The sequence below is a fragment of the Pseudorhodobacter ferrugineus DSM 5888 genome (genome assembly GCF_000420745.1).
In the GTDB taxonomy this organism is placed as follows: domain Bacteria; phylum Pseudomonadota; class Alphaproteobacteria; order Rhodobacterales; family Rhodobacteraceae; genus Pseudorhodobacter; species Pseudorhodobacter ferrugineus.
This window is the reverse complement of the sequence record NZ_ATVN01000006.1, coordinates 107,803-130,081: the sequence shown is the minus strand read 5'-3', so window position 1 is coordinate 130,081 and position 22,279 is coordinate 107,803. Positions and strand designations below refer to the sequence as shown.

The window sequence follows — 22,279 nt, the reverse complement described above, 5'->3', positions numbered from 1 at the left end:
GTCAACCATCGCCCTTTGTCGCAGGCAAGGTGATTTCGGGTGCATTCAGCGCATCTGCCAGCCTTTGGGTTGCCGAACCGGGGCGCAAAGGCTTTTGCTGGCTGTCATGTGGGGCCCAGCCGGTCAAGAAAATCATCTCGAACGTGGCGGAAACACGGCCCTGATCGACGCTATAGGATTGGGAATAGCGTTCAGCAGCCCGTGTAAACACAGCGCGGCGTGTCGGTTTGCGCAGGCGGGCGGCAAGGGCGTTTGTTTCACCCATCGCGCGCAAGTCGTGCATCAGATGGCCTATATCGCGGTAGTGAACCTTGCGGGTAAACCCATCGGCCACTGGCAGGGCAAAGCCTGCGCGCTGCAACAACCCGCCCAGATCGCGAATTTCGGCCATTGGCAAAACGCGAGGTGATAGTCCTCCGGTCACTTCCGTCTCGGCCTCGGCCAAACACGCGCGCAATTCATGAAGGGTTTGCCCCCCCAAAAGGGCGGCAAGGAACAACCCGTCCGGCTGTAATGCGCGTTTGCATTGGATCAATTGCCCTACCGGATCATTGGCCCAATGCAGTGACATCGCGTGGATCACCAGATCATAACGGCCCGAGTCGAGTGCCAAAATCTCGCCATCCGGCACAATATCTGCATTGGGAAAGGCAATTTGCCAAAAATCGGGAAAACCCGTGACGATCGCCACAGATGTAAACGCCTTGTTAACCTCTGTAAGCCTTTCCTTAATCTCGTCCCGCAGATCTTCGTGCAAAAACAGGGCGGGTGCGGACAGGGCGCGCACGCGGTTGCGGGTTAAGGCATTGGTATCGGTCAAAACAGGCATTTTCATGCGTTGAACAATAGGAGCGAAAGATGGGATTGCAAGCCATGCTGCGGTTGATTTACCCGCCGCAATGCCTTGGCTGTGATGCGCGTGTGACGTCAGATTTTGGGCTGTGCGGGACATGTTGGCGTGACACGCCGTTTATTGCTGGTTTGGTTTGTGACACTTGCGGCATCCCGCTGCAGGGTGATGACATCGATGCTGTGGTGCATTGCGATGATTGCCTTTCCATTGCGCGCCCTTGGGCACAAGGCCGCGCTGCAATGCTGTACAAGGGGAACGCCCGCAAGATGGTTTTGCAGCTGAAACATGGGGACAGGCTGGATTTGGCAAAACCCGCGGGTGCTTGGCTGTTGCGCGCGGCAAAACCCCTTATCCGGTCCAATACGCTTATTGCCCCAGTGCCGTTGCATTGGTTTCGGCTGTTTCGGAGGCGTTACAATCAGTCCGCTCTTCTCGCGGCTTCGCTTGGTAAACTAGCGCAGCGCGACCATTGCCCTGACTTGCTGATCCGGCCCCGTTGGACGGCTAGCCAAGGTGGGCGTGACAGGCATGCCCGTTTTGAAAATATGCAAGACGCGATACGGGTTCATCCGCGCAGGGGTGCGCAGGTGAAAGGACGAAATATCCTGTTGGTCGATGATGTGATGACATCGGGCGCAACCCTTGCCGCGGCTGCCGATGCCTGTATGGCGGCTGGTGCGGCCGAGGTGTCTGTCGTGGTGCTGGCACGCGTTGCGAAGGATGACTAAATCCTTATAGTCGTGACAACCAACAAGCACCGCCAAGGGGAATATGCGAATGAAGCCTGTCGAAATTTATACCTCGCCGCTGTGTGGTTATTGCCATGCGGCCAAGCGTTTGCTGACCAAAAAAGGCGTGACCTTTACCGAACATGATGTTTCGCGGGATCCATCTTTGCGGGCTGTGATGATGAAGCGGGCGAATGGTGGCCGTACCGTGCCGCAAATCTTTGTTGGTGACACCCATGTCGGTGGGTCCGATGATCTGCATGCGCTGGATCATGCTGGCAAGCTTGATGCGTTGCTGGCGGGCTAACTGATGCGGGTAGGCCTTGTTCAATTGAATGTTAGTGATGATCCGGCAGCGAACCTGCCGGAAACCCGCCGTTTGATTGGGCAAGCGGCGGCGGGCGGTGCCACGTTTATTCTGACACCGGAATGTACAAATGGCCTATCGTCCAGCCGCGCCCATCAACGGGCGATTTTCCACCATGAAGCGGATGACCCTACGTTGCGGGCCTTGCGCGAAGATGCGGCGCGCTTGGGCGTTTGGCTGCTGATCGGCTCGCTTGCGTTGTTCACGCAAGATGAGGACGGTCGTTTTGCCAACCGTTCGTTTCTGATTGACCCTTTGGGTCAGATCGCTGCGCGCTATGACAAGGTGCATATGTTTGATGTGGATGTGTCTGCTACCGAACGCTACCGCGAATCCGAAGGATATCGGCCCGGGAATCAGGCAGTTCTGGCGCAAACGCCCTTTGGTGTGGTGGGGATGACCGTTTGTTATGACGTGCGCTTTGCATACCTCTATCGCAGATTGGCCCAGGCAGGGGCACAGATTTTAACGGTGCCTGCTGCGTTCAACCACATCACAGGTGCGGCCCATTGGGAGGTGCTGCTGCGTGCACGTGCCATTGAAACGGGCTGTTTTGTTCTGGCCCCTGCGCAAACCGGTTTTCACCCCGAAACCGCTGGTGGCAAAGGGCGGCATACCTATGGCCACAGCCTAGCGATTGCTCCGTGGGGTGAGGTGCTTGCCGATGGTGGCACCGATGTCGGTGTGGCCTATGCCGAGGTTGATCTGGAACGTGTCTCACAGGCGCGGGGGCGTGTGCCGTCGCTATCACATGACCGCAAGGTTGAGGGGCCATAGATGACGGAAAACGCCGAAGATCTTGCCGTCACCTTGTTCGGGGAACTGTTCATGGCCGATCAGTTGGCCCGTAACCGCATTTCCAAGGTGTTGCCGCGCGGGATGGAGCTGTCGCATTTTGCCGTTTTGAACCATCTGGCGCGGGTGGCCGATGAACGCTCTCCTGCCCAACTTGCCCGCGCGTTCCATGTGACGCGCGGGGCCATGACCAATACGCTTAGCAAACTGGAATGGGCAGGCCATGTGCATATCCGCCCCGACTGGGATGATGCCCGTCGAAAATTGGTTGGGATCAGTCCGTCTGGGCGGTCTGCACGCGATGCAGCCGTGCAGGCGGTGGCGCCTTTGATTGCAGAATTTGTGACGGATTTGGGTGCCGAGCGTGTCCGTGCATTTATGCCCGTGCTTCGGGAATTGCGGGTTCGATTGGAAGGAAATGAGTAGCTGCGCATGTTACATGGTCCCATGCCGTTGTTGATTATGGGGGGAACTGGCCGCATTGGCCGGGCTTTGCGGGGGCACGCAGACGCGTTTGCGGCTGTTGGTGTGCGGCCAATGTGGCAATCGCGCAAAGCTTTTCCGGGTTGTCTGCAATGGGATATTCTTGCCGAACCTTGCCCAAATGGGGCTGCAGCTGGTGTTGTTCTGTGTTTGGCAGGCGTTGTTGAGGGCACTACCCAAGAATTGGCCCTGAACGAAGCCTTGGCGATGGCCGCTTGTAATGCTGCGGCCGCCCAAGGCGCGCGACATGTGTTTTTGGTATCTTCGGCTGCGGTCTATGGGCGGTCTGATCTGCCATTGACTGAACAAACTGTTCCCGCACCAACAAATGCCTATGGCCATGCAAAACTGGCGATGGAACAGGCCGTGCTGGCCTGGCATCGTGCTGACGGACCGGGGGTGAGCATTCTTCGAATTGGGAACATTGCAGGTTTTGATGCGCTTTTGGGCGGATCCACTCCTCATAAAGACGTGCAGCTTGATCGAATTTCGGGACAGGCTGGAGGGCCTGAGCGGTCGTACATCGGCCCGCAAAGCCTGAGCGCCGTTCTGGTTCGTTTGGTTGGCCTTGCGGCTGTTGGGCGACCTTTGCCCAAAATACTGAATGTTGCAGCGGCACCAACGATAAAAATGGGTGAATTGTTAACTGCGGCAGGGGTACCGTGGCACTATGGCCCGCCAAACCCTGATGCGATTGCGAAAGTTGAGCTCGACATCAAGTTGCTAGCGGGACTTGTCGATTTAACGCCGTCTGCAGGGCGGGCAAACGTGATGGTCGAGGAATGGCGGGGTTTGGGACATGAGCGGACGTAAACGGATCCTTGATCTGACGTTAGCCGCGATCCTTTCTGCGATTCTTGTGGTTCCCTTCTCGATTCTGTTGGTGGTGATGATTTATAAAGAAGGCTTTCCGCTGTTCTATGTGGCAAAGCGCATGAAAGGCGTTGGGCAGCCGTTTTGGCTGTGGAAGTTGCGGACGATGACGATGGTAGGACCTGAAAAGGGCGTTTCGGGTGGTGATAAATCGGCGCGCATTACACCTTTAGGCGCCTTTGTTCGGCGGGCGCGAATGGATGAGGTGCCGCAGATTTGGAACGTCGTGAAGGGTGACATGAGCTTTGTCGGCCCCCGCCCGCCCTTGCCAGAATACGTCGAACGATTTCCTGAAATTTATACAAAAGTACTGAACAGCCCAACGGGAATAACCGGACTTGCAAGCCTGCGGTATCACGCGACCGAGGAAAGGCTTTTGGCGGCGTGTCAGACTGCCGAAGAAACTGACCGCGTTTATGCCCAGATCTGTGTGCCGGCCAAGGCACGTCTGGATTTGCTGTATCAACGGAAATGGTCGATCTGTTTGGATTTGAAACTGATCTGGGAAACGGGAACTGGTATTTTAATCAAACGCTTCCTGAAGGGGCGCGACGCTTGAACATGTGCGGCCAAGCGCCCAAGGCGTGATGCCTCCGGCGGGGATATTTCTCCAAAGAGAATTTGAGCTAGGTTTTCCGGCCGAAAAGCTGATCTGCTTGCGCCTTGGAATAGCGGCCAAGCCGGACGTCTTCGGCCACCAGAGATGGGTCGCGCAGGTGCGGGTCACCATAGCCGCCCCCACCGGGCGTGCGGACACGCACGCTGTCGCCAGGGTGCAAGGTGATATCCTGGGCTTTGGATAGGTGCGGCGGGATGAAAACCTCACCGTCTCGGGTAATTTCAACACGGTTCACAGCGCCATCTGCACCGCCGAGTGCCCCTTGGGGGCCAGTGCGGCCATGATCCATGACAAAGCTCGCCCGCGCGGTGCCGCGCAGCAGCTCTAATTCATAGTCCAGCCCAAAGCCGCCGCGATGCTGGCCCGCGCCGCCTGACCCTTCATGCAGAGCGTAGCGACGGTAAAGGACGGGATAGGTTTGTTCCATAATCTCGACCGGAGGGGCCTTGGATATGCCAATGGTCGAACAGCCGTTTGACAGGCCATCATGATTGGCATTGCCACCGTAGCCGCCGCCCGAAATTTGATACATCACGAAATCGCGGCCCTTTTCGGGGTCGTACCCGCCAAGGCCGAAATTCCCTGAAGTGCCTGCGGGGGCCGCGGTTACAAGATTGGGCACAGCTTGGACAAGGGCGGCAAAAACCGCCTCGGCGATGCGCTGCGATACTTCGGCGGCACACCCCGACACAGGGCGAGGGTAATGGGCATCCAAGAACGTGCCCACATGCCCCATGATCTCAAGCGGCTCAAACGCGCCTGCCGACAAGGGCACATCGGGGAAAATGTGGCGCAGGGCAAGGTAGACAGAGGAAAATGTGGTGGCGCGGACAGAGTTCATGGGGCCGGCGCAGGGCAAAGACGAGCCCGTGAAATCAAAGGTTAGCTTGTCGTCATGGCGGGTCACAGTCAGCGCGATGGTCAGGGGTTCATTGACCACGCCGTCACTGTCAATAAAAGCGCGCGATTGGTAGCTGCCTTGCGGGATCATTGCGATTTTGGCCCGCATCTGGGCAGCGGCGAGCGTACGGATTTCCGCGATGGCAGCGGTGACAGTATCATCGCCGTAACGGTTGAGGAGCTCGGTGAGCCGATCTGCGCCGACCAACAGGGCCGAGGCTTGCGCCTGCACATCACCGATCCGCTGTTCGGATACGCGGATGTTAGAGCGTATGATTGCCCAAATTTCAGTGTCTAACACGCCCCTTTTGAAAAGTTTAACGGGAGGCAGGCGTAGACCTTCTTGTTCCGCAGCTGTGGCCGATGCGGAAAACCCGCCTGGCACCGCCCCGCCTGTATCAGGCCAATGGCCAGTGTTCGACAGCCAGCAATAGATCTCACCATCGCGATAAAACGGCATCGCAAATCGTACATCCATGAGGTGCGTGCCGCCAAGGTAGGGGTCGTTGACGATATAAATGTCACCCTCTTCAGGAGGCAAGGTTTCGCCGTTGGCGATGCGTTCAATGATATGGCGGGTGGAAAACTGCATGGTGCCGACGAATACTGGTAGGCCCCGGGCGCCTTGGGCGATCAGCGCGCCATCGGTTGCAGAATAGATACCATCGGAGCGATCATCTGCTTCGGCAATTACGGGTGAAAATGCAGCGCGGCTGAAGGTCAGGTCCATCTCATCGCAGCATTGTTGCAGGCCTGCTTGGATCACGGCAAGGGTAATCGGGTCAATTTTAGCTATATTAGAGACTGTTTTAGACATGCGGCACCGTGATGATCAGGTTTCCATCGGAATCGGATGTGACGGTGCAACCCGGATGCACAAGGGTTGTTGTGTCCATCTGTTCGATCAGAGCAGGGCCAATAAGATGCAGGTCCAAGGGCAGATGGTCGCGCCAATAAATCGGCGTGTCATGCCACCCGTTGAACCAAACCTTGCGTGTGGAGTGTGGTTTCGCTGTCACGTGGCGGCCTGCTGGGTCAATTAGACGAGAGAGGTCCATTTCGGGGCGCTGACCGATAACAGAGGTATTGAGGTTTACCAGATTGGCGCGAATCGTCGGTAGGTTCACACGAAAACGGGCGTGATAGGCGGCTTCAAACCTGTGCTGCAAATCTTTGCGCGTTGGCGTGGCGTTGGGCAAGGGCACGCGCAGCAGGTGGGTTTGACCGATAAACTGCATATCGGCGGAAAGTTCGGTTTGGATTTGCGTCAGATTGATGCCTGCCGCCTTGATACGGTTGGTGCCAGTCGCAATCTGATTGGCCAGAATGTTGTGAACATCGGCTATGTCCACGCTGTCGAGTGGGCGGTTCAGGGTGCGAACAGAATCATGTCTCAGATCGGCGACAACACAGCCCAAAGCGTTGGTCATGCCTGGTCTGGCAGGCACTAACACCCGTGGAATACCCAGTTCGGCAGCCAAAGCCGTGGCGTGCAGCGGGCCTGCGCCCCCGAAGGCAAACAGCGCATAATCGCGTGGATCGGCGCCGAGGGACAATGAAACCATGCGGATCGCACCCGCCATATGAGTGTTGGCAATGCGGATCACAGCCTCCGCTGCCGCATGGGGTGAAAGACCGAGGGGTTTACCAATTTTGGTCTCGAATATTGCAGAAAGTTCGGATTCATCGGCGCCAAAGCGTGTGGCGGGAAGGCGCCCGAGCAAAAGGTTTGCATCGGAAATGGTGGGTTCGGTGCCGCCGTTGCCATAGCAAATCGGACCAGGGACAGAACCCGCCGAATGGGGTCCAACTCGCAACATGCCGCCTGCATCAACACGCGCGATGGACCCGCCACCCGCGCCAACCGTGCGCACATCGACCATCGGCACATGGATTGGCATCGCATATTCGACCTCAATCTCGTTTGAAACTGGGGCGCGAGCATTTTTGATGAGTGCTACATCGGTTGATGTCCCACCCATGTCATATGTAATCAGGTTGGAAATGCCAGCACGGCGGCCGGTAGCGACGGCTGCCATAACACCGGATGCGGGACCGGACATCACGGTTTTTACCGCCTCGGCGCTGACTTGTGATGCCGGAACCATGCCACCGTTGCCGTTCATGACCAAAAGGTCGTTTTGATAGCCTTTGGTTTCAAGGGCTGTGGCAAGTGATTGGATATAACGTTCCAGCAGCGGCTGGACCGAAGCATTGACGGCAGCGGTCACGCCGCGCTCAAACTCTCGGGATTCAGACAAAAGGGCGTGGCCGCAAGTGATGTAGCGCGTGGGCCAAATCTGGGTTGCGAGTTCTGCGGCGCGTAGTTCGTGTGCGGGGTTTGCATAGGCGTGCAGAAAGTGGATGACGAGGGATTCGCAGCCCATTTCCGCCAGTTTAGTGACGTTTTGGCAAAACTCATCTTCATCCAAGGCGGTCAAAACGCGGCCTTTGGCATCCATACGCTCGGATACTTCTAACCGAAGATCACGGGGAATGATCGGCATAAATTGGCCCGTCATACCGTAAGCGTTGGGGCGTGTACGGCGACCAAGTTCCAGAATATCCCGGAAACCACGCGTGGTTATAAGGCCAGTTTTGGCTAGCTTGCGTTCCAGCACAGCGTTGGTCGTTGTCGTTGTGCCATGCACGATAAGGGCAAGGTCAGACAGGGGCGTTTGCGACTTATCGAGGGCGGACAGGACGCCCGCCGCTTGGCCGCCTGCATTCGGGTCCAGTGTCGTCGGGGTTTTGGCGAGTCGCACCTCACCCGTTGCGGGGTTCAGGATAACAAGATCAGTAAAGGTGCCACCAACATCTGCGCCAGCGATCAGGGTTGCGGCCATTTCCTATACCCCTACATAGGTTTTGAATTGTGCAGAATCGGTGCTTAGACCCGTGTTAGGCACAGTTTCTGCAACACTGCCCGCCGTGACAAAGGCGATATGATCGGCCATCGCCAGCACGGCATCGACCCGCTGTTCTACCAGCACTATTGCCACCCCCGTGGATTTCAACGTCAACAATGTGTCGCGGATCAACGTGATCATAGAGGGTTGCAACCCTTCCGTCGGCTCATCCAGTAACAAAACGCTCGGTTCGAGACACAGCGCGCGGGCTATGGCGAGCATTTGTTGCTCGCCACCCGACAGGGTACTTGAGCGCTGCGACAGCCGTTCGCGCAGGCGGGGAAACAGCGACAGCACATAATCGCGTGTGGCGCGCCCTTTGCCTCGTGTCATCAACCCAATCTCGATATTTTGTGCCACCGTCAGCTCACCAAACAGTCTGCGGCCTTGGGGGACATAGCCGATGCCCGCGCGTGGCACTTCATGTGCGGGTAGGGTTTGCAGCGGCGTACCACTCAGGGTGATGCTGCCCGCTGTCGTGGAAATCTGCCCCATGATGGCCCGCAGCATGGTGGTTTTGCCAGCACCGTTGCGGCCCATAACGCATGTGACCTGCCCCGGCCCTGCCGTTAACGACAACCCGCGTAACACCTGAACATTGCCGTAACCCGCGTTGATGTTTGAAAGCTCCAGCATCCGTTAGCCCCCCAAATAGGCGGCTTGCACCGCCGGATTGCTGCGAATTTCGGCAGGGGTGCCAGTGGCGAGCGTTTCACCAAAACTCAAAACGGTGATCTGGTCGGCAAGATCCATCACCACATCCATATTATGTTCGATCAACAACACGGTGGTCTGCGGCGTCACTTCGCGGATCAAGGTGTTAAAGGCGTCAATTTCCGCATTCGCAAGACCTTGGGTCGGTTCATCCAATATCAGCAGCTTGGGCGCCATCGACAGCCCCATTGCGATTTCAAGCAGGCGCTGGTGTCCATAAGCCAGCGTACCCGCGTTTTGATCTGCACGACCGTCCAAACCCACGCGGGCCAATGCGGCCATCGTTTTCGCGCGCAAATTGGTGCTGCCTTGGCGCTGAATTGCCAAGGCTACGTTATCAAATACTGGCAGATTGGCGTAGATAGAGGTGATCTGGAACGTATAGGCGATACCGCGCGCCACGCGGCTATGGGCGGGCAAGCGGGTGATATCGGCCCCATCGAATTGGATGGTGCCCGCGCTGGGCGTGATGCGGCCCGAAAGCAAGCTGACAAAAGTGGTTTTGCCCGCACCATTTGGGCCAATAAGCGCATGAACTTGACCTGCGGTCAGGTCAAAATCCACAGTCTCGACCGCTTTGATACCATCGTAATGCTTGGTCAAACCGCGCGCTGACAAAAGGGGGGCAGACAGGATCATGGCAGCCATTTTGCTCCCCTGTCCCGCACCCAACCCAAGATGCCCTTGGGCGCAAACAGCACCAGAATCAGCAGCGCCGCTCCCACCACGAACAGATGTGCGGTGGTATAGCCGGATGAAATATCAATCAGATAAAACATCAACAACGCCCCAAGAAACGGCCCAAGGGTTGTGCCTGCCCCACCCAGCAAGACGTATAGCAATGGCAGGATCGAATATTGGATCGTCGCAAAACTGGCCCCGACATAGCCAAATAGAACGGCATAGGCCGCCCCCGCTGCCCCCGCATAAAGGCCGGAAATCAGCAACGCTGTCAGCTTTATTTTGAACGGGTTATAGCCCAGCATACGGGACCGTTCTTCATTCTCGCGCATCGCGATCATTGCGCGACCAAGGTTGGACCGCGTCAGTGCAAGGTTCAACAGCAGGCCGACCGAAAACAGCGCCAACGCCGCGAAATAGCGCGGGGTATCAGACGACAGATCAAGGCTACCGATGCTGCGGGCGGCGCGGGTAATCACGATACCCTCATCGCCCCGCGTATAGGCCCCGAAATAAAGGATGGTCAGATACCCCGCCTGAGCAAACATCAGTGTCACAATCATAAAGCTGACACCACCGGTGCGCAGGGCCAAAACCCCCGTGGCTGCGGCGATCGCCGCCCCCGCCAGCAGCCCCAACACCAAGGCCGGTGCGGCGGACAGGCCCCAAAGCTCTATTCCCAAACCTGTGGCATACATCCCTGCGGCAAAGAAAAGCGCGTGGCCAAGGGACAAAAGGCCAGTATAGCCAAAGGCAATGTTGTACCCCATCGCAAACACAGCCAGCACCATGATGCGGGCGATGTTGGTGTGATGATAAGATGGCAGCAGGAATTGCGCGGCAAACAGCGCGGCAAGGACCGCAAGATGAAGGGCAAGTGCGCGGGTCATGGCTTGGTTCCAAACAGGCCTTGGGGGCGAAACACCAACACCATGGCGACCAGCAAGGTGGCTAGGATTTTCGCCAGTGTCGGGGAAAAGAACACCGAGATCACACCGTCTGACAACCCGATCACCAAGGCGGCAACCAATGTGCCGCGCAAGGACCCAAGGCCCCCGATGATAACCACAATAAACGACAGCAGCAGCGGGTCGTGCCCCATCAGGTAATGGGCCTGCTGAATAGGCACGATCAACACCGCCGCCACCGCCGCCAACCCCGCCCCCAACGCAAAAACGGCGGCATAAACCCGGTCTACATTGATGCCAAAGGCGCGTGCCGTGTTGCGGTCAAGCTGCGTAGCGCGCATGATCAGCCCCGCGCGCGTGCGGGTCATCAACAGCCACACCGCCAGCAAAATCGCAAGGGCCGCAAAGACCACAGCGATCTTGTAACCTGAATACCCAAACCACGGCAGCTGAATGCGCAAATCAAAGGGTGCCAAAACCGGCCGTGCATCAGGCCCATAAAATGTTAGCGCTGTTTGCTGAAAGATATAACTCAACCCAATCGTCGCCACGATCGTCGCCTCGGGGTCATAGTTCAGCCGCTTCAGGATCAGTGTATCCGACAGCGCCGCGATGCCCCCCACCAGCAACGGGCAAATTACCAAGGCCGCGGCGAATGCCACAGCGGGTGGACCGGGCATAAAATGCGTCACAAACCATGCAATTACGGCACCCAGCATAAAAAACTCGCCATGTGCCACGTTAACCACGCGCATCACGCCAAACACAAGCGACAGCCCCACAGCGGTCAATGCCAGAACGGCGGCCATGACCATGCCTTCCATCAAGGCCAACAGCAAAAACGGCCCGAAATCCATTCAGCAATCCCTGTATTTCATCTTTGTCTAAATACCTCGGGGGTGAGACGCGCAGCGGCGAGGGGGCAGTACCCCCTCACGACCCTAATCCCTCAAAACGACATTGTAGTGTAATCGACAGCGTCCTCATACATGCCGTCCTCGATACTGGTCATATGAACCCGCACCAACTTGCCGCCCTCTACTTTTGAGATGCTCTGATGCCCGAACACTTGATGCGTCTTGCCATTAAACACCTTGGCGCCTTGCGGATGCTCCATGCTTTCAGGCATATTGGTCATAGCCTCAATCGCCTCGATCAGCTTTTGCCTGTCGGCGGTGGTTTGATAGCCGGCCGCCTCCATCCCCTTTTTCAGCACAAACAGCGTTTCCCAAGTGGAAAACATATGTGCATAGGTCGCCACGTCTTTGGAATCCGACACCGATGCGCCAGTGTCATCCACGCCCACTGCCATGCGGTAAAACGCTTCATGCTCGCTCGCATCGGCCTGTTTCACGCGGCAATGGCCTTCCCAGAAATGCGTGCCTTCCAGAAACTCAAGCCCGGGTGAGGCGGTATCCACCGCTTCTAGGCTGTCGATAAAGCCAAAGATTTCGGGTCGTGTTCCCGTACCATAAAACTCGCCCAATTCCTTTACAAAGGTCAGAACGGCAGGGCCCACCATGACGTGATACAGCACTTCAGTTTCCTTGGGGATCTGCGGCAAATAGCGTGTAAAACTGGTTTCGGTTGGTGGAATCGCGATGTGCTTGATCACCTCCCCACCTTGTGCTTCAATCGCCGCCGTAAAATAGTCACGGTGATCATGGCCAAAGGCATAGTCGGGAAACACCATCGTAACCTTTTTGCCAAGGTTCGCGGCCACCCAAGGCGCCATTGATGACACCTGTGCCCGCACATCCGTAATGCCTGGCTGCATGGTCCAGCGGTTCAACTTGCCCGATGCCACGTGGAACCCTTCGGAACAGACCAAATAGGGCACCTGCAATTCGCCCGCGCGTGGTGCCGATCCGTTAACCACATGGCTGAACAGCGGCCCGAAGATTGCATCGCAACCCGCTTGCGATGCCAGCTTTTCCACCACTTCCGCCCCGCGCTTAGGGTCGGTGCCATCATCCTCGAAAATTACTTCAACCGGCCTGCCATTGATGCCACCTTGGTCATTCAGCACCTTCAGCGCCGCTTGGGTTGTGCGCTCGTACCAACGGCCATAGGCTGCACCAATCCCTGTGCGGTGCAGCTGAAAGCCCAGTTTGATGGGCGCAGAACTTTGCGCTTGCACGAACCCTGGCAGGGCCAACGCAGATGCAGTTGCCGCCATACCCTTAAGCAAAGTGCGGCGTGAGGGGGTCATTCCGATCAGCTTCGTCATGTCAGTGTCCTCTGTCTGTTGGGAGTGGCCGTTTTTGACAGGCCTTGGGGGAAAGAATGAACCGATGTAACCCTATTGTCTATGGTTTTAGCCAAGCGCCTACCCCGTGGGCGAGGCAAGCAACCATAGCCCCAGCACGGTATACCCCACCATCAAGGCGGTCAGGGGGAAATGCACGCGCGCCTGTACCCCCTCGGGCGTTAACCGCAGCGCCAGGATCACAGCCAAAACATGCGCGCCAAGGATCAGCAAAAATTGCGTGTTCCAGATCAGCGTCATCGTCCAGCGGTCGGTCAAAAACCCCATAGACACATAAAACGCAGGCAGCCCCAGAAAATCATCGCCGCGAAACAAGGGGTCATTCAGCGCAGCCAGCGTATATTGACCCGCCGTCAACAAGGTCGTCAGGTAGTGTGCGGCATGATAGCCCGCTGAAATTGCCAAAAATGACAGCATCACCGGCATCAGGTTTGCCCGCACTGCCGTGGTCCCAGCGCCCCCTGCAAAGGCACCAACCGCCTGCGTTTGCAGCATAGGTCCAAGGCGCAATGCCGCCAAAATGGTTGCCGCTGTCAGCGCCCAAGTAAGCAATAAACCAAAACTGTTCACCCCGATAACTGCCGACCGTCCGGTAAATTCCAAAGGGTTTTCGCCAATTACCGCCATGTACCAAAACGTTTCTCGCAAACCATCAAATGTCAGGCCCGCCAATGCCAGCGTGACAAAACCGATCGCCGAAGGTGACAGCGGTGGCATGGCAAGCACCTGTGTCCCTGGCCAGCCCATATGCAATGTGGCGCGGGGGCCTTCTACCTCTAACCAGAACGGCGCTATTTTGGACAAATACCCGAAATACACGGTCAAAAACTCGCCTTGTTCCAGCCAGTCCTCGCCTTCAACCACGCCCAGCACGAAAATCACGGTCCAATAGCTTGCCGTAGCAAGGGCAAGGGTTTGCGGATCGTCGGGCGACATCGATACAATGTAAAACCAGAAAAATCCGAACAGGCCCGCAACGGCAGGCAAATGGCCCAGCCGTGCAATGCCCGCGCCCCTCGTGCGGCCAAGGATTTGACGGGTCAGCTGAATGGGGGCGGTCCACGGGTTCACCGCGCGCCACATGTTGCCAAAAACCATACATCCCATCGGTAGGGCGACCCAAACAATCGTCCAGATAATCAACGTCAGCAGGTTGTGCATCGGGTCACGCGCGCCGACAAACCCGATCAGCACAAGCGCCAAAAGCACGATCCACGCGGCATAGCTGGTCACGGATACAGGCAGCCAAACCCTGCGCGTCAGCAGCGTGCGTAGCGTCATGTCGGGCACAAGCCGCGGGGTGGTTGCCAGTAGGCCGGTCACGGCTACCGTGACCGCCGCCCCCAGCATATAATATCCGGTTGGCAGCGTCATGATGATCGAAGGCGGCAAGGCGCAGGCGAATGCCGCGCTTGGCAGTAAAGCGATGAGGATGGCGCCGCGCATCAGCGCAAACCATCCTCGCCCTTTACGTCCCATGCTTCTAACCCGCCCATACGCGAATGGACCCGTCCGCCGCGTGCCATCGCAAGAATAAACGCAATTTCGTCGGCGCGCGGGGCATCGGGGACTGACACGGTAAAGGCGTCAAAATGGCTGCGGACATAGGCCGCGTTGATATGGCCCAAGGGCACATCCAACGTGGTGGCCAGCGTCCCAACCTTCATTGCACTTGGCACAATCGCTTTGCTGGTCCCCAATCGTTCGCGCATCGCATAGCCGCCAGGCACATGCCACAGCGCGCCATGCTCAATCTCACCTGCCGCCCCGACAATTGCACCTTTGCCATAGCCATCAATCCCGTCCCGCCCGCCCATCGCGGCAATCAACTGATCCGTCAGCATCAGGCCCAAGGGTTTCAGCACATCCATCGCGGGTTGCAACTCGCCCTCAAACCGGCCGGCGAATGGGTTCTTGACCACCGCCACGATTGCCCCGCGTTGGTGCGTGCTTGCCGGCGCGGGTCCGCCTTCATGCAGGATGTCTTCGATAAACAGCAAGGTTTTGCGCAAGGCAAAGTCAGACATATTCGGGGTCCTTTACAAGGCTGAGAGTGCCAAGGGTGCAAGATTGAGAGTGCAGGAAAAGCGCGGCCCCCGCAATAAGGCCCTTGTCGGCATAGGTTTGTGCCGCCGCATAGCCATTGTTCAGCGCGCGGGTAATCTCGGTGCGTGTCAGCGTGCCAACCGCAGTGGTGACAAGAATATTGCCAAGGTCACTATCAGCCTTCACGTCGCGCGCAGGACGGCGGGTAATGGCTGGATGTTCGCCCAAATGCACCGCATTGGCGATCATCGTCGCGGCGGCATCCGCCATTGCAGCGGTCCGCGCTACAACAGTCACGCTGTCGGCAATCCCGCGCGACAAGCTGCGGCCGCCCCACCCCGATGTCGCAATTCCGCGTGCGGGGTGGTCATATTTCAACGTCAACTGCGAACTGCCCGCCCCTAACATCGCGGCAGTCAGGCTTTGCCCCGTTGCCAGATGCACAGCAATATCGCCGCCATTGTTGGCATAGGCGCGGGTCAGGTTCGTGCCTTGGCACATCGCCGCCAAAACCGCATCGGCAACAGCCCCTGCCACGGCGGCCATGGGTGTAATAAACGCTGGGCGAAAGGGCGTCACAGCCACCGCCATCGACTGTGCGATTACCCCTCGCAGCGGTGCCGGATCCGGACTGCGCAACACAGGCAACTCGGCGACCAATTCCTCTAGCAAACCGTCAAACCGGGCAATTGCTTGATGATAAGCTTGCGCCCGCCTGCGCCCCTCGGCCCAAAGGATCAGGTCAATCGGCCCATGATGCAGATGCAACCGATCCCCAGAAAGCCGCGTGATCTGCGGTCCGTTCATCCTGCCCGCCCAACTGCGTTTACAAAGCCCAACGCCCTGATTTCATCTTTGCAAAAATACTCAAAAATCAAGCCCTTCACCCCAAGCCGCCTGTGTGTGGAACCAGCTTTGCCTCCGTCGGGTATTCCCCACCATCCCGCATCATCTCGGCCAGCGACTTGATCGCGCCCGCATGCCCGCCCAACGCCAAATATTCAGCACGCGACAAGGTAAATTCCAGCGGGGCCACCAGCGCAGGGGTGGGTACATAGCCAAAGGCACCTGCAGGAAGGCGCAAAACATCGACCATAAAGGTAATCCCGCCACCCGGCCAAACATAACACTCTGCCCCTCCCGAAGTCAGTCGGGTTTGCCGGGCCTGCACAGATCGCGTCAAACGCACTGGGTTTTGCGTGACGCCTGCCCGCAAAGACCCGCCCGCACCGCCCATAAACAGAACGCTACACAGCGACGGCTCGCAGTTTTCATCAATCAATTTGACCGATGGCATCAGCGCGTCAGGGATGGGTTTTGATTGCGGCGTCAGCGCTTCATCCAGCTCGTAATACGCAAACTCCTCGCCCGTGGTGGATACCATCAACAACCGCAGCCCAGCCCGTGCGCCCTTTTTGGCGTTCCATGGACCAAGAATTTCCAGTGGATCACTGACCTGCGTGCCGCCCCAGCCCAACCCCGGCTCGGACACCCGGAAATAGCGACCGGGGGTGGAACGACGGCCAAGGATCTTGATGCCAGTATCTGCCCAGCCCAGCACCTTACCCGCTTGGTGTTCTGACACGACGCCAGTGATATGGTCATCGACCACGACCACCTCATCCACCAACCCTTGCCATTGATCGGCAAACATCCCAATCGTCGCCGACCCGCAACCCACCCGCATCCGGTTTTCAACCCGGCCATCAACGATTGGGGCGCGGCCGGCTTGGACGGTAACTGCGCTGCCTTGGTCGATCACCAGCTCTACCGCTTCACCGTTGCACAGCGCCAAAAGGGCGGCACAAGTCACGCGGCCTTCGGATTTCTCGCCCCCGGTCAGGTGGTGCACGCCACCCAGCGACAGCATTTGGCTCCCATATTCGGCAGTGGTCACATGGCCTATCGCCTCTTCTCCCGCACGCACGGTGGCACCTTCGGGGCCAAGAAAGCGGTCTGTGTCAATTTTCACCTTTACGCCGCAATAGGAAAAGATCGCCTCGGTCACGACCGTCACCATCTCGGCGCCGTCAACTTCGGACGCGATGATGAAGGGTGCCGGTTTGTAATCAGGGTAAGTGGTGCCAGAGCCGATGCCTGTGATCTGGGCATCATCTGGAAAGGGATCACCGTCCCAATCACGCGCCGCAAACGGCACCACACGGCCACCGCCCGCCAGCGTTTTAGACAAAAAGACGACAGGATCTGTACGAATGATGCGCCCTGCGTCATTGGCATAGCGGTCGCAAGCTCCTGTTTGGCCGGGCGCGATGTAGCACATCACCGGACAAGCATCGCAGCGGATTTTTTCGGGCTGGGTCATGGCAGGTCAAACTTCCCATGGCCAGTGCAGGGTTTCGCCGCAGAATTGAGTATTTTTGCAAAGATGAAATGCAAAGTCATGGGTTTGCCTTTTGCATCGCGGCCAGAACGCGGTGAGGGAGGGCGGGGAGGCGGGTGACTTCGGCCCCGGTGGCGTGGCGGATAGCGTTCAGGATGGCCGGGGCTGTGGGAATAAGGACATGTTCGCCAAGGCCTTTTGCGCCAAACGGGCCGTGCGGGTCAGGCACTTCGATCAGCAGGCTTTCGATGTCGGGCATGTCACCAGTGGTGGGGATAAGATAGTCATGCAGGTTTTCGGTGCGGCCCGGCAGGTATTCTTCCATCAGGGCCAAACCAATCCCTTGAGCGATGCCGCCTTCGATTTGCCCGGTGGCGAGGAGCGGGTTGATGGTGCGACCCACATCATGGGCTGCGGTGATTTTGAGCAGCTTGACGGTGCCAAGTTTCGTGTCGACATCAAGCTCCACCATTTGCGCACCAAAGCCGTAGACGGCATAGGGGGTGCCTTGGCCGTTGGTATCAAGGCCGGTAGTGGGCGGGTCATAGGTTTCCTCTGCCATCAGCGCATAGCCTTGGGTGTTGGGGGGCAGGGCAATGAGGGCAAGTGTGGCAGTTTGGGTGCCTTCGGTCGCGGTTATGGTGCTGTCGTGCATCGATAGGGTCGCCCCATCGCCCATATTCAGACGGCGCAAGATATTAGCGCGCAATGCAGCACCCGCCGCATGGGCCGCGCGGCCTGTGACATAGGTTTGGCGGCTGGCTGAGGTTTTGCCACCATCTGGGGTAAGGAACGTATCCGGCCCGATCAGTTGGAACTGTGCCAGTGGCAGGCCCAGCGCATCGGCGGCGATCTGGGTGATAACGGTGTTGGACCCTTGGCCGATATCGGTGGCGCCTTGGTGCAGCATCAGCGCACCTTGGGGCGTGATCCCCAGCCGGATGGTCGACGGGTTAGGCAGGCCCGTATTGCCGCAACCGTACCAGCACGACGCAATCCCCACCCCACGCCCCGGCGTCTGTTGCGCCGCCAAAAGGGCGCGTTGCCAGTGGGGGCGCAGGGCGGTCAAACACTCCGATATGCCCGCCGCCTGCAATTCCTGCCCCGTGACGGTGGTTTTCCCATTTCGGATCGCGTTCAGCAGGCGAAACTCCAGCCTATCCATGCCCACTTGATCGGCCAGTTTGTCATAGATCGTCTCTTGCCAGATCGCGGCTTGGGGCACGCCAAAGCCGCGAAAGGCGCCGGCGATGGGGTTGTTGGTGTGCACGGCATGGGCAGTGGCCGAATAATTGGGCGTGAAATAGGGGCCGGATGCGTGGACGGGCACGCGGTTGGCCACAGTCGGCCCCCAACTCGCATAAGCGCCAGTGTCAAACACGCCATCAAATTGCAGCGCCGTGATCCGCCCATCCGCATCACAGCCTATCCGCCCTGTCATCTGTGCCGGGTGGCGCTTGGTGGTTGAAGCCATGCTTTCAGCGCGCGTAAAGGTCATGCGGCACGGCCGCCCGGTTTTGAGAGTGACCAAACCAATTAAAGGCTGCAAAGATACATCCAGTTTTGACCCAAACCCGCCGCCCACGGCCGAGGGGATGATGCGTAGCCGGTCATGGGGCAGGCCCAAGACGCCAGCAGTTTCATCACGGTCCATGACCGGGGCTTGGGTGCAGGCGCGGATCACCAGCACATCGCCGTCCATCCAAGCCGCCCCCGCCTCAGGTTCAATATAGGCGTGTTCGACAAAGGCGGTATCGATGGTGGCACTTGCGATGTGGGCGGAATTGGCAAGGGCCGCCGCCGCATCACCGCGCCGGACCACGCCTTTGATAAGGGTGTTGTTCGGGCGGGTGTCGTGGATTTGGGGGGCGTTTTCGGCGCTTGCATCGGTAGGCGACAGAAGCGGAGGCAAAACCTGCCATGTGATCGGGAAATCAGATAAATCAGGCGCTGGGCTGCCGTCTTCATGCGCTACAAGGGCAACGGCTTCTCCGCGCAAACGAACATGCGATGCGGCAAGGGCGGGTTGGTCGGCAAACGGGGGGATCGCGCCGAAACGGTTGATGCCGGGAATATCGGCGGCGGTGAAGACCTGTGCGCTGTTCGGCCCTGCCCAAGCTGCCGTGTCGCCCAAGATAAACCGCGCCGAAGGGTGAGGCGAGCGGATGGCCCGCACAATCAGCCCACCCTTTTGCCACAGATCCGCGCCAAAGATGTCGCCAGCCACCTTGGCGGCACCATCAAGACGGGGGGTTGCGGCACCCACCGCCTTGCCCGCGCTGGGCATGAGCGTGATTGGGGCTGGATTGGTATCACACACTGCCGCGATGATTTTGGTATAGCCTGTGCAGCGGCACAAAACGCCACCTAACGCCGCTTTGGCCTGATCCGGCGTAGGGGCCGGGTTTTCGGCAAGCAACGCGCTGGCGGTCATCAACATGCCGGGGGTGCAGATGCCGCACTGCGCCGCGCCGTGACGATGAAAGGCATCGCGCAGCCGCGCCAAGGTGTCTGTCTGCGCCTCAATCGTGTCAACGCGACGGCCCTGCGCACGGGCGGCAGGGGTTAGGCAGGCGCAAACCGCGGCCCCATCCACCAACACGGTACACGCCCCGCAATCCCCCGCGTCACAGCCCACTTTGGTGCCTACCAGCCCCGCCTTTTCGCGCAGCAGGTCCGACAGGCGCAGGCTGGGCGGGGCGTCAAAGCTGGCGGGTTGGCCGTTCAGGGTCAGAGTAATTTTCATGCCAGCGCCTTGCAGGTTTCGGTGACCGCACGGCGCAACAGCTCGGCCGCGGCATGGGTGCGATAGGCGGCAGTGGCCCGCAGGTCATCCATCGGCGACAGGGCGGCGGCAACATCGGCTGCATTGATAGTAGCGGCAGCGTTCTCAAGGGACTGGCCGACCAGCGCACCCTCAACTCTCCTTATCCGCAGTGCCGTTGCGGAACAGGCCCCAACAGCAAGCGCGGCCCCCGTGATCTTTCCATCCCGTGCGGTGATCCGTGCCGCGACCATTGCGATGGAAATCACCAAATATGCCCGCGCGCCAAGTTTGATAAATGTCGAATGCCCTTCAAGGGCCGTGTTCGGTATAACAATCGCGGTCATGATTTCATCCGGCAAACGCGCTGTTTTGCGCGGGCCCAGCAGAAAGTCTTGCAACGAAAGTACGCGCACCCCTGTCGCACTAACCAATTCCACAACGGCATCCACAGCCAGTAGCGGCGGCACCCCATCGGCGGCGGGTGACGCATTGCACAAATTGCCACCAATCGTTCCCGCATTTTGGATCTGCACCCCACCAACCTGAAGCGCGGCCTGCTGCAAGGCTGTCAAGGCAGGCGGCAGCGCGGCGCGCGCAATCTCGGTCCAAGTCGTGCAGGCGCCGATCCGCAACCCTTGATCCGTTTGCATGATACCCCGTAGGTTGGGCAGGGCCATCAGATCCATCACATCACCCGCAAGTGTGGCGTTTTGGGTGGCTGGGTAAAGGTCTGTGCCACCTGCCAAAATACGCGTGCCAGCGCCAATGGCACCCAAGGCGTCGGTCATTGTTTCGGGATGCAAATAGCTGGCCATAGGACTCGCATTTTGTCTGTGCCCTTTCACTCTGCTGCCCAAGGCCCCACCCTGTCAACGCCGATAAAGGGGCCATTTCCCCGTCATCCAACTGTTACAAATGGGTTGCAAGGTTAGCGCAAACGTTGCAGCATCCTGACAAAAGACAAAAATCTTTTCACGTCCTGGGAGGGAATCATGCGTAAATATACTTTGGCCGCGTCAGTCTTGGCGCTGGCAACGGGGCTGTCCGCAACTGGCGCAATGGCGGCTGGCAAACTCAACCTCTACTGCTCGGCCCAAGAAGATTGGTGCCAGCTTATGGCCCGCAGCTTTGAAGAAAAGACCGGCATCGACGTCGATATGACCCGCAAATCGTCGGGCGAAACCTTTGCCCAGATCAAGGCCGAAGAAGTGAACCCCAAGGGCGATGTCTGGTGGGGCGGCACGGGTGATCCGCATCTGCAAGCCGCCGAGGAAGACCTGACCGAACCCTATGTGTCGCCAATGCGCGACCAGCTCCACCCTTGGGCCATCGCGCAGGCCACATCGGCGGGCGACAAAACCATCGGCATCTATTCCGGTGCGCTGGGCTTTGGGTATAACACCAAGCTGCTGGCCGATAACGGCCTGCCCGCCCCTGCCTGCTGGGAAGACCTGACCAAGCCGGAATTCAAAGGCAAGGTACAGATGGCGAACCCCAATTCGTCGGGCACCGCCTACACCACTCTGGCCACGATGGTGCAGTTGTTTGGCGAGGATAACGGCTTTGACTACATGAAGCGCCTGCATGCCAACATCAACCAATACACCAAATCCGGTTCTGCCCCGATCAAAGCGGCGGGCCAAGGCGAAACCACCGTTGGCATCGTGTTTATGCATGACAGCGTGGCGCAAACGGTGGCAGGCTTTCCGGTCGTGACCGTCGCACCATGCGAAGGTACGGGCTATGAAATCGGCTCGATGTCGATCATCAAAGGCGCGCGCAATATGGACGAAGCCAAGGTGTTCTATGACTGGGCGCTTTCGGCCGAGGCGCAAACCTTGGCACTGCAAGTGAACGCGTTTCAGGTGATGTCGAACAAGGGGGCCACCTCGTCGGATCTTGCGCCAAAAATGGACCAGATCAAGCTGATCGACTATGATTTCAAGCTCTATGGCTCGTCCGATGAACGCAAGCGCCTTCTGTCCAAGTGGGATAACGACGTTTCCACGTTGCCGCAGTAAGCCCT

At 58.4% G+C, this 22,279-nt stretch carries 21 protein-coding genes; 7 read left to right on the top strand and 14 right to left on the bottom strand.

Going from position 1 to position 22,279, the window contains the following annotated elements:
• Nucleotide 1: 1 nt before the first annotated feature.
• A complete protein-coding gene (locus G560_RS0107390; protein WP_022703678.1) occupies nucleotides 2-835 on the bottom strand; it encodes a methyltransferase domain-containing protein in 834 nt (277 codons plus the stop codon).
• A 23-nt stretch (nucleotides 836-858) separates the two neighbouring features.
• On the opposite strand from G560_RS0107390, the gene G560_RS0107385 reads away from it, so the two are divergent.
• The 6 genes from G560_RS0107385 to G560_RS0107360 are packed head-to-tail and all read left to right on the top strand — an operon-like array spanning nucleotide 859 to nucleotide 4,658.
• A complete protein-coding gene (locus G560_RS0107385; RefSeq protein WP_028913837.1) occupies nucleotides 859-1,581 on the top strand; it encodes a double zinc ribbon domain-containing protein in 723 nt (240 codons plus the stop codon).
• A gap of 49 nt (nucleotides 1,582-1,630) precedes the next feature.
• Complete coding sequence (grxC, locus tag G560_RS0107380; protein WP_022703676.1) at nucleotides 1,631-1,888, top strand: glutaredoxin 3; 258 nt, start codon at nucleotides 1,631-1,633, stop codon at nucleotides 1,886-1,888.
• A 3-nt stretch (nucleotides 1,889-1,891) separates the two neighbouring features.
• Nucleotides 1,892-2,725 carry a carbon-nitrogen hydrolase family protein gene (locus tag G560_RS0107375; protein ID WP_022703675.1) on the top strand — a complete coding sequence of 278 codons (834 nt, stop codon included), beginning with the start codon at nucleotides 1,892-1,894 and terminating at the stop codon, nucleotides 2,723-2,725.
• Nucleotides 2,726-3,169 carry a MarR family winged helix-turn-helix transcriptional regulator gene (locus G560_RS0107370; protein ID WP_022703674.1) on the top strand — a complete coding sequence of 148 codons (444 nt, stop codon included), beginning with the start codon at nucleotides 2,726-2,728 and terminating at the stop codon, nucleotides 3,167-3,169.
• A 6-nt stretch (nucleotides 3,170-3,175) separates the two neighbouring features.
• Nucleotides 3,176-4,039 (top strand): NAD-dependent epimerase/dehydratase family protein, encoded by an 864-nt coding sequence (locus G560_RS0107365; protein ID WP_231575929.1) that lies wholly within the window; start codon nucleotides 3,176-3,178, stop codon nucleotides 4,037-4,039.
• Nucleotides 4,026-4,658 (top strand): sugar transferase, encoded by a 633-nt coding sequence (locus tag G560_RS0107360; protein ID WP_022703672.1) that lies wholly within the window; start codon nucleotides 4,026-4,028, stop codon nucleotides 4,656-4,658. The genes G560_RS0107365 and G560_RS0107360 overlap by 14 nt, the downstream gene beginning before the upstream one ends.
• 67 nt (nucleotides 4,659-4,725) lie before the next feature.
• On the opposite strand, the gene G560_RS0107355 is transcribed toward G560_RS0107360, so the two are convergent.
• From G560_RS0107355 to G560_RS0107285, 13 genes are all read right to left on the bottom strand, one after another.
• Nucleotides 4,726-6,435, bottom strand: coding sequence for a hydantoinase B/oxoprolinase family protein (locus G560_RS0107355; RefSeq protein ID WP_022703671.1), 1,710 nt, complete (start codon nucleotides 6,433-6,435; stop codon nucleotides 4,726-4,728).
• A complete protein-coding gene (locus tag G560_RS0107350; RefSeq protein ID WP_022703670.1) occupies nucleotides 6,428-8,464 on the bottom strand; it encodes a hydantoinase/oxoprolinase family protein in 2,037 nt (678 codons plus the stop codon). Before G560_RS0107350 ends, G560_RS0107355 begins: the two co-directional genes overlap by 8 nt.
• A 3-nt stretch (nucleotides 8,465-8,467) precedes the next feature.
• Nucleotides 8,468-9,163, bottom strand: a complete 696-nt coding sequence (locus tag G560_RS0107345; protein ID WP_022703669.1) for an ABC transporter ATP-binding protein — start codon at nucleotides 9,161-9,163, stop codon at nucleotides 8,468-8,470.
• Between the two features lie 3 nt (nucleotides 9,164-9,166).
• On the bottom strand, nucleotides 9,167-9,889 hold the full coding sequence (locus G560_RS0107340; protein ID WP_081647620.1) for an ABC transporter ATP-binding protein: 723 nt from the start codon (nucleotides 9,887-9,889) through the stop codon (nucleotides 9,167-9,169).
• Nucleotides 9,877-10,812 carry a branched-chain amino acid ABC transporter permease gene (locus G560_RS0107335; RefSeq protein WP_022703667.1) on the bottom strand — a complete coding sequence of 312 codons (936 nt, stop codon included), beginning with the start codon at nucleotides 10,810-10,812 and terminating at the stop codon, nucleotides 9,877-9,879. Before G560_RS0107335 ends, G560_RS0107340 begins: the two co-directional genes overlap by 13 nt.
• Nucleotides 10,809-11,687, bottom strand: a complete 879-nt coding sequence (locus tag G560_RS0107330; protein ID WP_022703666.1) for a branched-chain amino acid ABC transporter permease — start codon at nucleotides 11,685-11,687, stop codon at nucleotides 10,809-10,811. Before G560_RS0107330 ends, G560_RS0107335 begins: the two co-directional genes overlap by 4 nt.
• Nucleotides 11,688-11,779: 92 nt before the next feature.
• The gene (locus tag G560_RS0107325; RefSeq protein WP_022703665.1) at nucleotides 11,780-13,060 is read right to left on the bottom strand and encodes an ABC transporter substrate-binding protein; all 1,281 of its coding nucleotides are present in this window, start codon (nucleotides 13,058-13,060) and stop codon (nucleotides 11,780-11,782) included.
• Nucleotides 13,061-13,159: 99 nt separating this feature from the next.
• The gene (locus tag G560_RS18775; RefSeq protein WP_022703664.1) at nucleotides 13,160-14,545 is read right to left on the bottom strand and encodes a hypothetical protein; all 1,386 of its coding nucleotides are present in this window, start codon (nucleotides 14,543-14,545) and stop codon (nucleotides 13,160-13,162) included.
• Nucleotides 14,545-15,126 (bottom strand): amino acid synthesis family protein, encoded by a 582-nt coding sequence (locus G560_RS0107315; protein WP_022703663.1) that lies wholly within the window; start codon nucleotides 15,124-15,126, stop codon nucleotides 14,545-14,547. Before G560_RS0107315 ends, G560_RS18775 begins: the two co-directional genes overlap by 1 nt.
• The gene (locus G560_RS0107310) at nucleotides 15,119-15,952 is read right to left on the bottom strand and encodes a thiamine biosynthesis protein ApbE (RefSeq protein ID WP_022703662.1); all 834 of its coding nucleotides are present in this window, start codon (nucleotides 15,950-15,952) and stop codon (nucleotides 15,119-15,121) included. The genes G560_RS0107315 and G560_RS0107310 overlap by 8 nt, the downstream gene beginning before the upstream one ends.
• A gap of 76 nt (nucleotides 15,953-16,028) precedes the next feature.
• Nucleotides 16,029-17,468: a hypothetical protein gene (locus G560_RS18770; protein WP_022703661.1), complete on the bottom strand. Its 1,440-nt coding sequence runs from the start codon at nucleotides 17,466-17,468 to the stop codon at nucleotides 16,029-16,031.
• Between the two features lie 76 nt (nucleotides 17,469-17,544).
• Nucleotides 17,545-20,232 carry a molybdopterin-dependent oxidoreductase gene (locus G560_RS0107290; protein WP_022703660.1) on the bottom strand — a complete coding sequence of 896 codons (2,688 nt, stop codon included), beginning with the start codon at nucleotides 20,230-20,232 and terminating at the stop codon, nucleotides 17,545-17,547.
• Nucleotides 20,229-21,068: an FAD binding domain-containing protein gene (locus tag G560_RS0107285; RefSeq protein WP_022703659.1), complete on the bottom strand. Its 840-nt coding sequence runs from the start codon at nucleotides 21,066-21,068 to the stop codon at nucleotides 20,229-20,231. The genes G560_RS0107290 and G560_RS0107285 overlap by 4 nt, the downstream gene beginning before the upstream one ends.
• A gap of 177 nt (nucleotides 21,069-21,245) precedes the next feature.
• Here G560_RS0107285 and G560_RS0107280 point away from each other — a divergent pair, with 177 nt between their 5' ends.
• Nucleotides 21,246-22,274 carry an ABC transporter substrate-binding protein gene (locus tag G560_RS0107280; protein ID WP_022703658.1) on the top strand — a complete coding sequence of 343 codons (1,029 nt, stop codon included), beginning with the start codon at nucleotides 21,246-21,248 and terminating at the stop codon, nucleotides 22,272-22,274.
• The last annotated feature ends 5 nt before the right edge of the window (nucleotides 22,275-22,279 follow it).

Excerpts from the sequence above, each read along its gene's own strand:
- G560_RS0107390 (WP_022703678.1), bottom strand. The coding sequence starts at position 835 with ATGAAAATGCCTGTTTTGACCGATACCAATGCCTTAACCCGCAACCGC.
- G560_RS0107385 (WP_028913837.1), top strand. The coding sequence starts at position 859 with ATGGGATTGCAAGCCATGCTGCGGTTGATTTACCCGCCGCAATGCCTT.
- grxC (WP_022703676.1), top strand. The coding sequence starts at position 1,631 with ATGAAGCCTGTCGAAATTTATACCTCGCCGCTGTGTGGTTATTGCCAT.
- G560_RS0107375 (WP_022703675.1), top strand. The coding sequence starts at position 1,892 with ATGCGGGTAGGCCTTGTTCAATTGAATGTTAGTGATGATCCGGCAGCG.
- G560_RS0107370 (WP_022703674.1), top strand. The coding sequence starts at position 2,726 with ATGACGGAAAACGCCGAAGATCTTGCCGTCACCTTGTTCGGGGAACTG.
- G560_RS0107365 (WP_231575929.1), top strand. The coding sequence starts at position 3,176 with ATGTTACATGGTCCCATGCCGTTGTTGATTATGGGGGGAACTGGCCGC.
- G560_RS0107360 (WP_022703672.1), top strand. The coding sequence starts at position 4,026 with ATGAGCGGACGTAAACGGATCCTTGATCTGACGTTAGCCGCGATCCTT.
- G560_RS0107355 (WP_022703671.1), bottom strand. The coding sequence starts at position 6,435 with ATGTCTAAAACAGTCTCTAATATAGCTAAAATTGACCCGATTACCCTT.
- G560_RS0107350 (WP_022703670.1), bottom strand. The coding sequence starts at position 8,464 with ATGGCCGCAACCCTGATCGCTGGCGCAGATGTTGGTGGCACCTTTACT.
- G560_RS0107345 (WP_022703669.1), bottom strand. The coding sequence starts at position 9,163 with ATGCTGGAGCTTTCAAACATCAACGCGGGTTACGGCAATGTTCAGGTG.
- G560_RS0107340 (WP_081647620.1), bottom strand. The coding sequence starts at position 9,889 with ATGGCTGCCATGATCCTGTCTGCCCCCCTTTTGTCAGCGCGCGGTTTG.
- G560_RS0107335 (WP_022703667.1), bottom strand. The coding sequence starts at position 10,812 with ATGACCCGCGCACTTGCCCTTCATCTTGCGGTCCTTGCCGCGCTGTTT.
- G560_RS0107330 (WP_022703666.1), bottom strand. The coding sequence starts at position 11,687 with ATGGATTTCGGGCCGTTTTTGCTGTTGGCCTTGATGGAAGGCATGGTC.
- G560_RS0107325 (WP_022703665.1), bottom strand. The coding sequence starts at position 13,060 with ATGACGAAGCTGATCGGAATGACCCCCTCACGCCGCACTTTGCTTAAG.
- G560_RS18775 (WP_022703664.1), bottom strand. The coding sequence starts at position 14,545 with ATGCGCGGCGCCATCCTCATCGCTTTACTGCCAAGCGCGGCATTCGCC.
- G560_RS0107315 (WP_022703663.1), bottom strand. The coding sequence starts at position 15,126 with ATGTCTGACTTTGCCTTGCGCAAAACCTTGCTGTTTATCGAAGACATC.
- G560_RS0107310 (WP_022703662.1), bottom strand. The coding sequence starts at position 15,952 with ATGAACGGACCGCAGATCACGCGGCTTTCTGGGGATCGGTTGCATCTG.
- G560_RS18770 (WP_022703661.1), bottom strand. The coding sequence starts at position 17,468 with ATGACCCAGCCCGAAAAAATCCGCTGCGATGCTTGTCCGGTGATGTGC.
- G560_RS0107290 (WP_022703660.1), bottom strand. The coding sequence starts at position 20,232 with ATGAAAATTACTCTGACCCTGAACGGCCAACCCGCCAGCTTTGACGCC.
- G560_RS0107285 (WP_022703659.1), bottom strand. The coding sequence starts at position 21,068 with ATGGCCAGCTATTTGCATCCCGAAACAATGACCGACGCCTTGGGTGCC.
- G560_RS0107280 (WP_022703658.1), top strand. The coding sequence starts at position 21,246 with ATGCGTAAATATACTTTGGCCGCGTCAGTCTTGGCGCTGGCAACGGGG.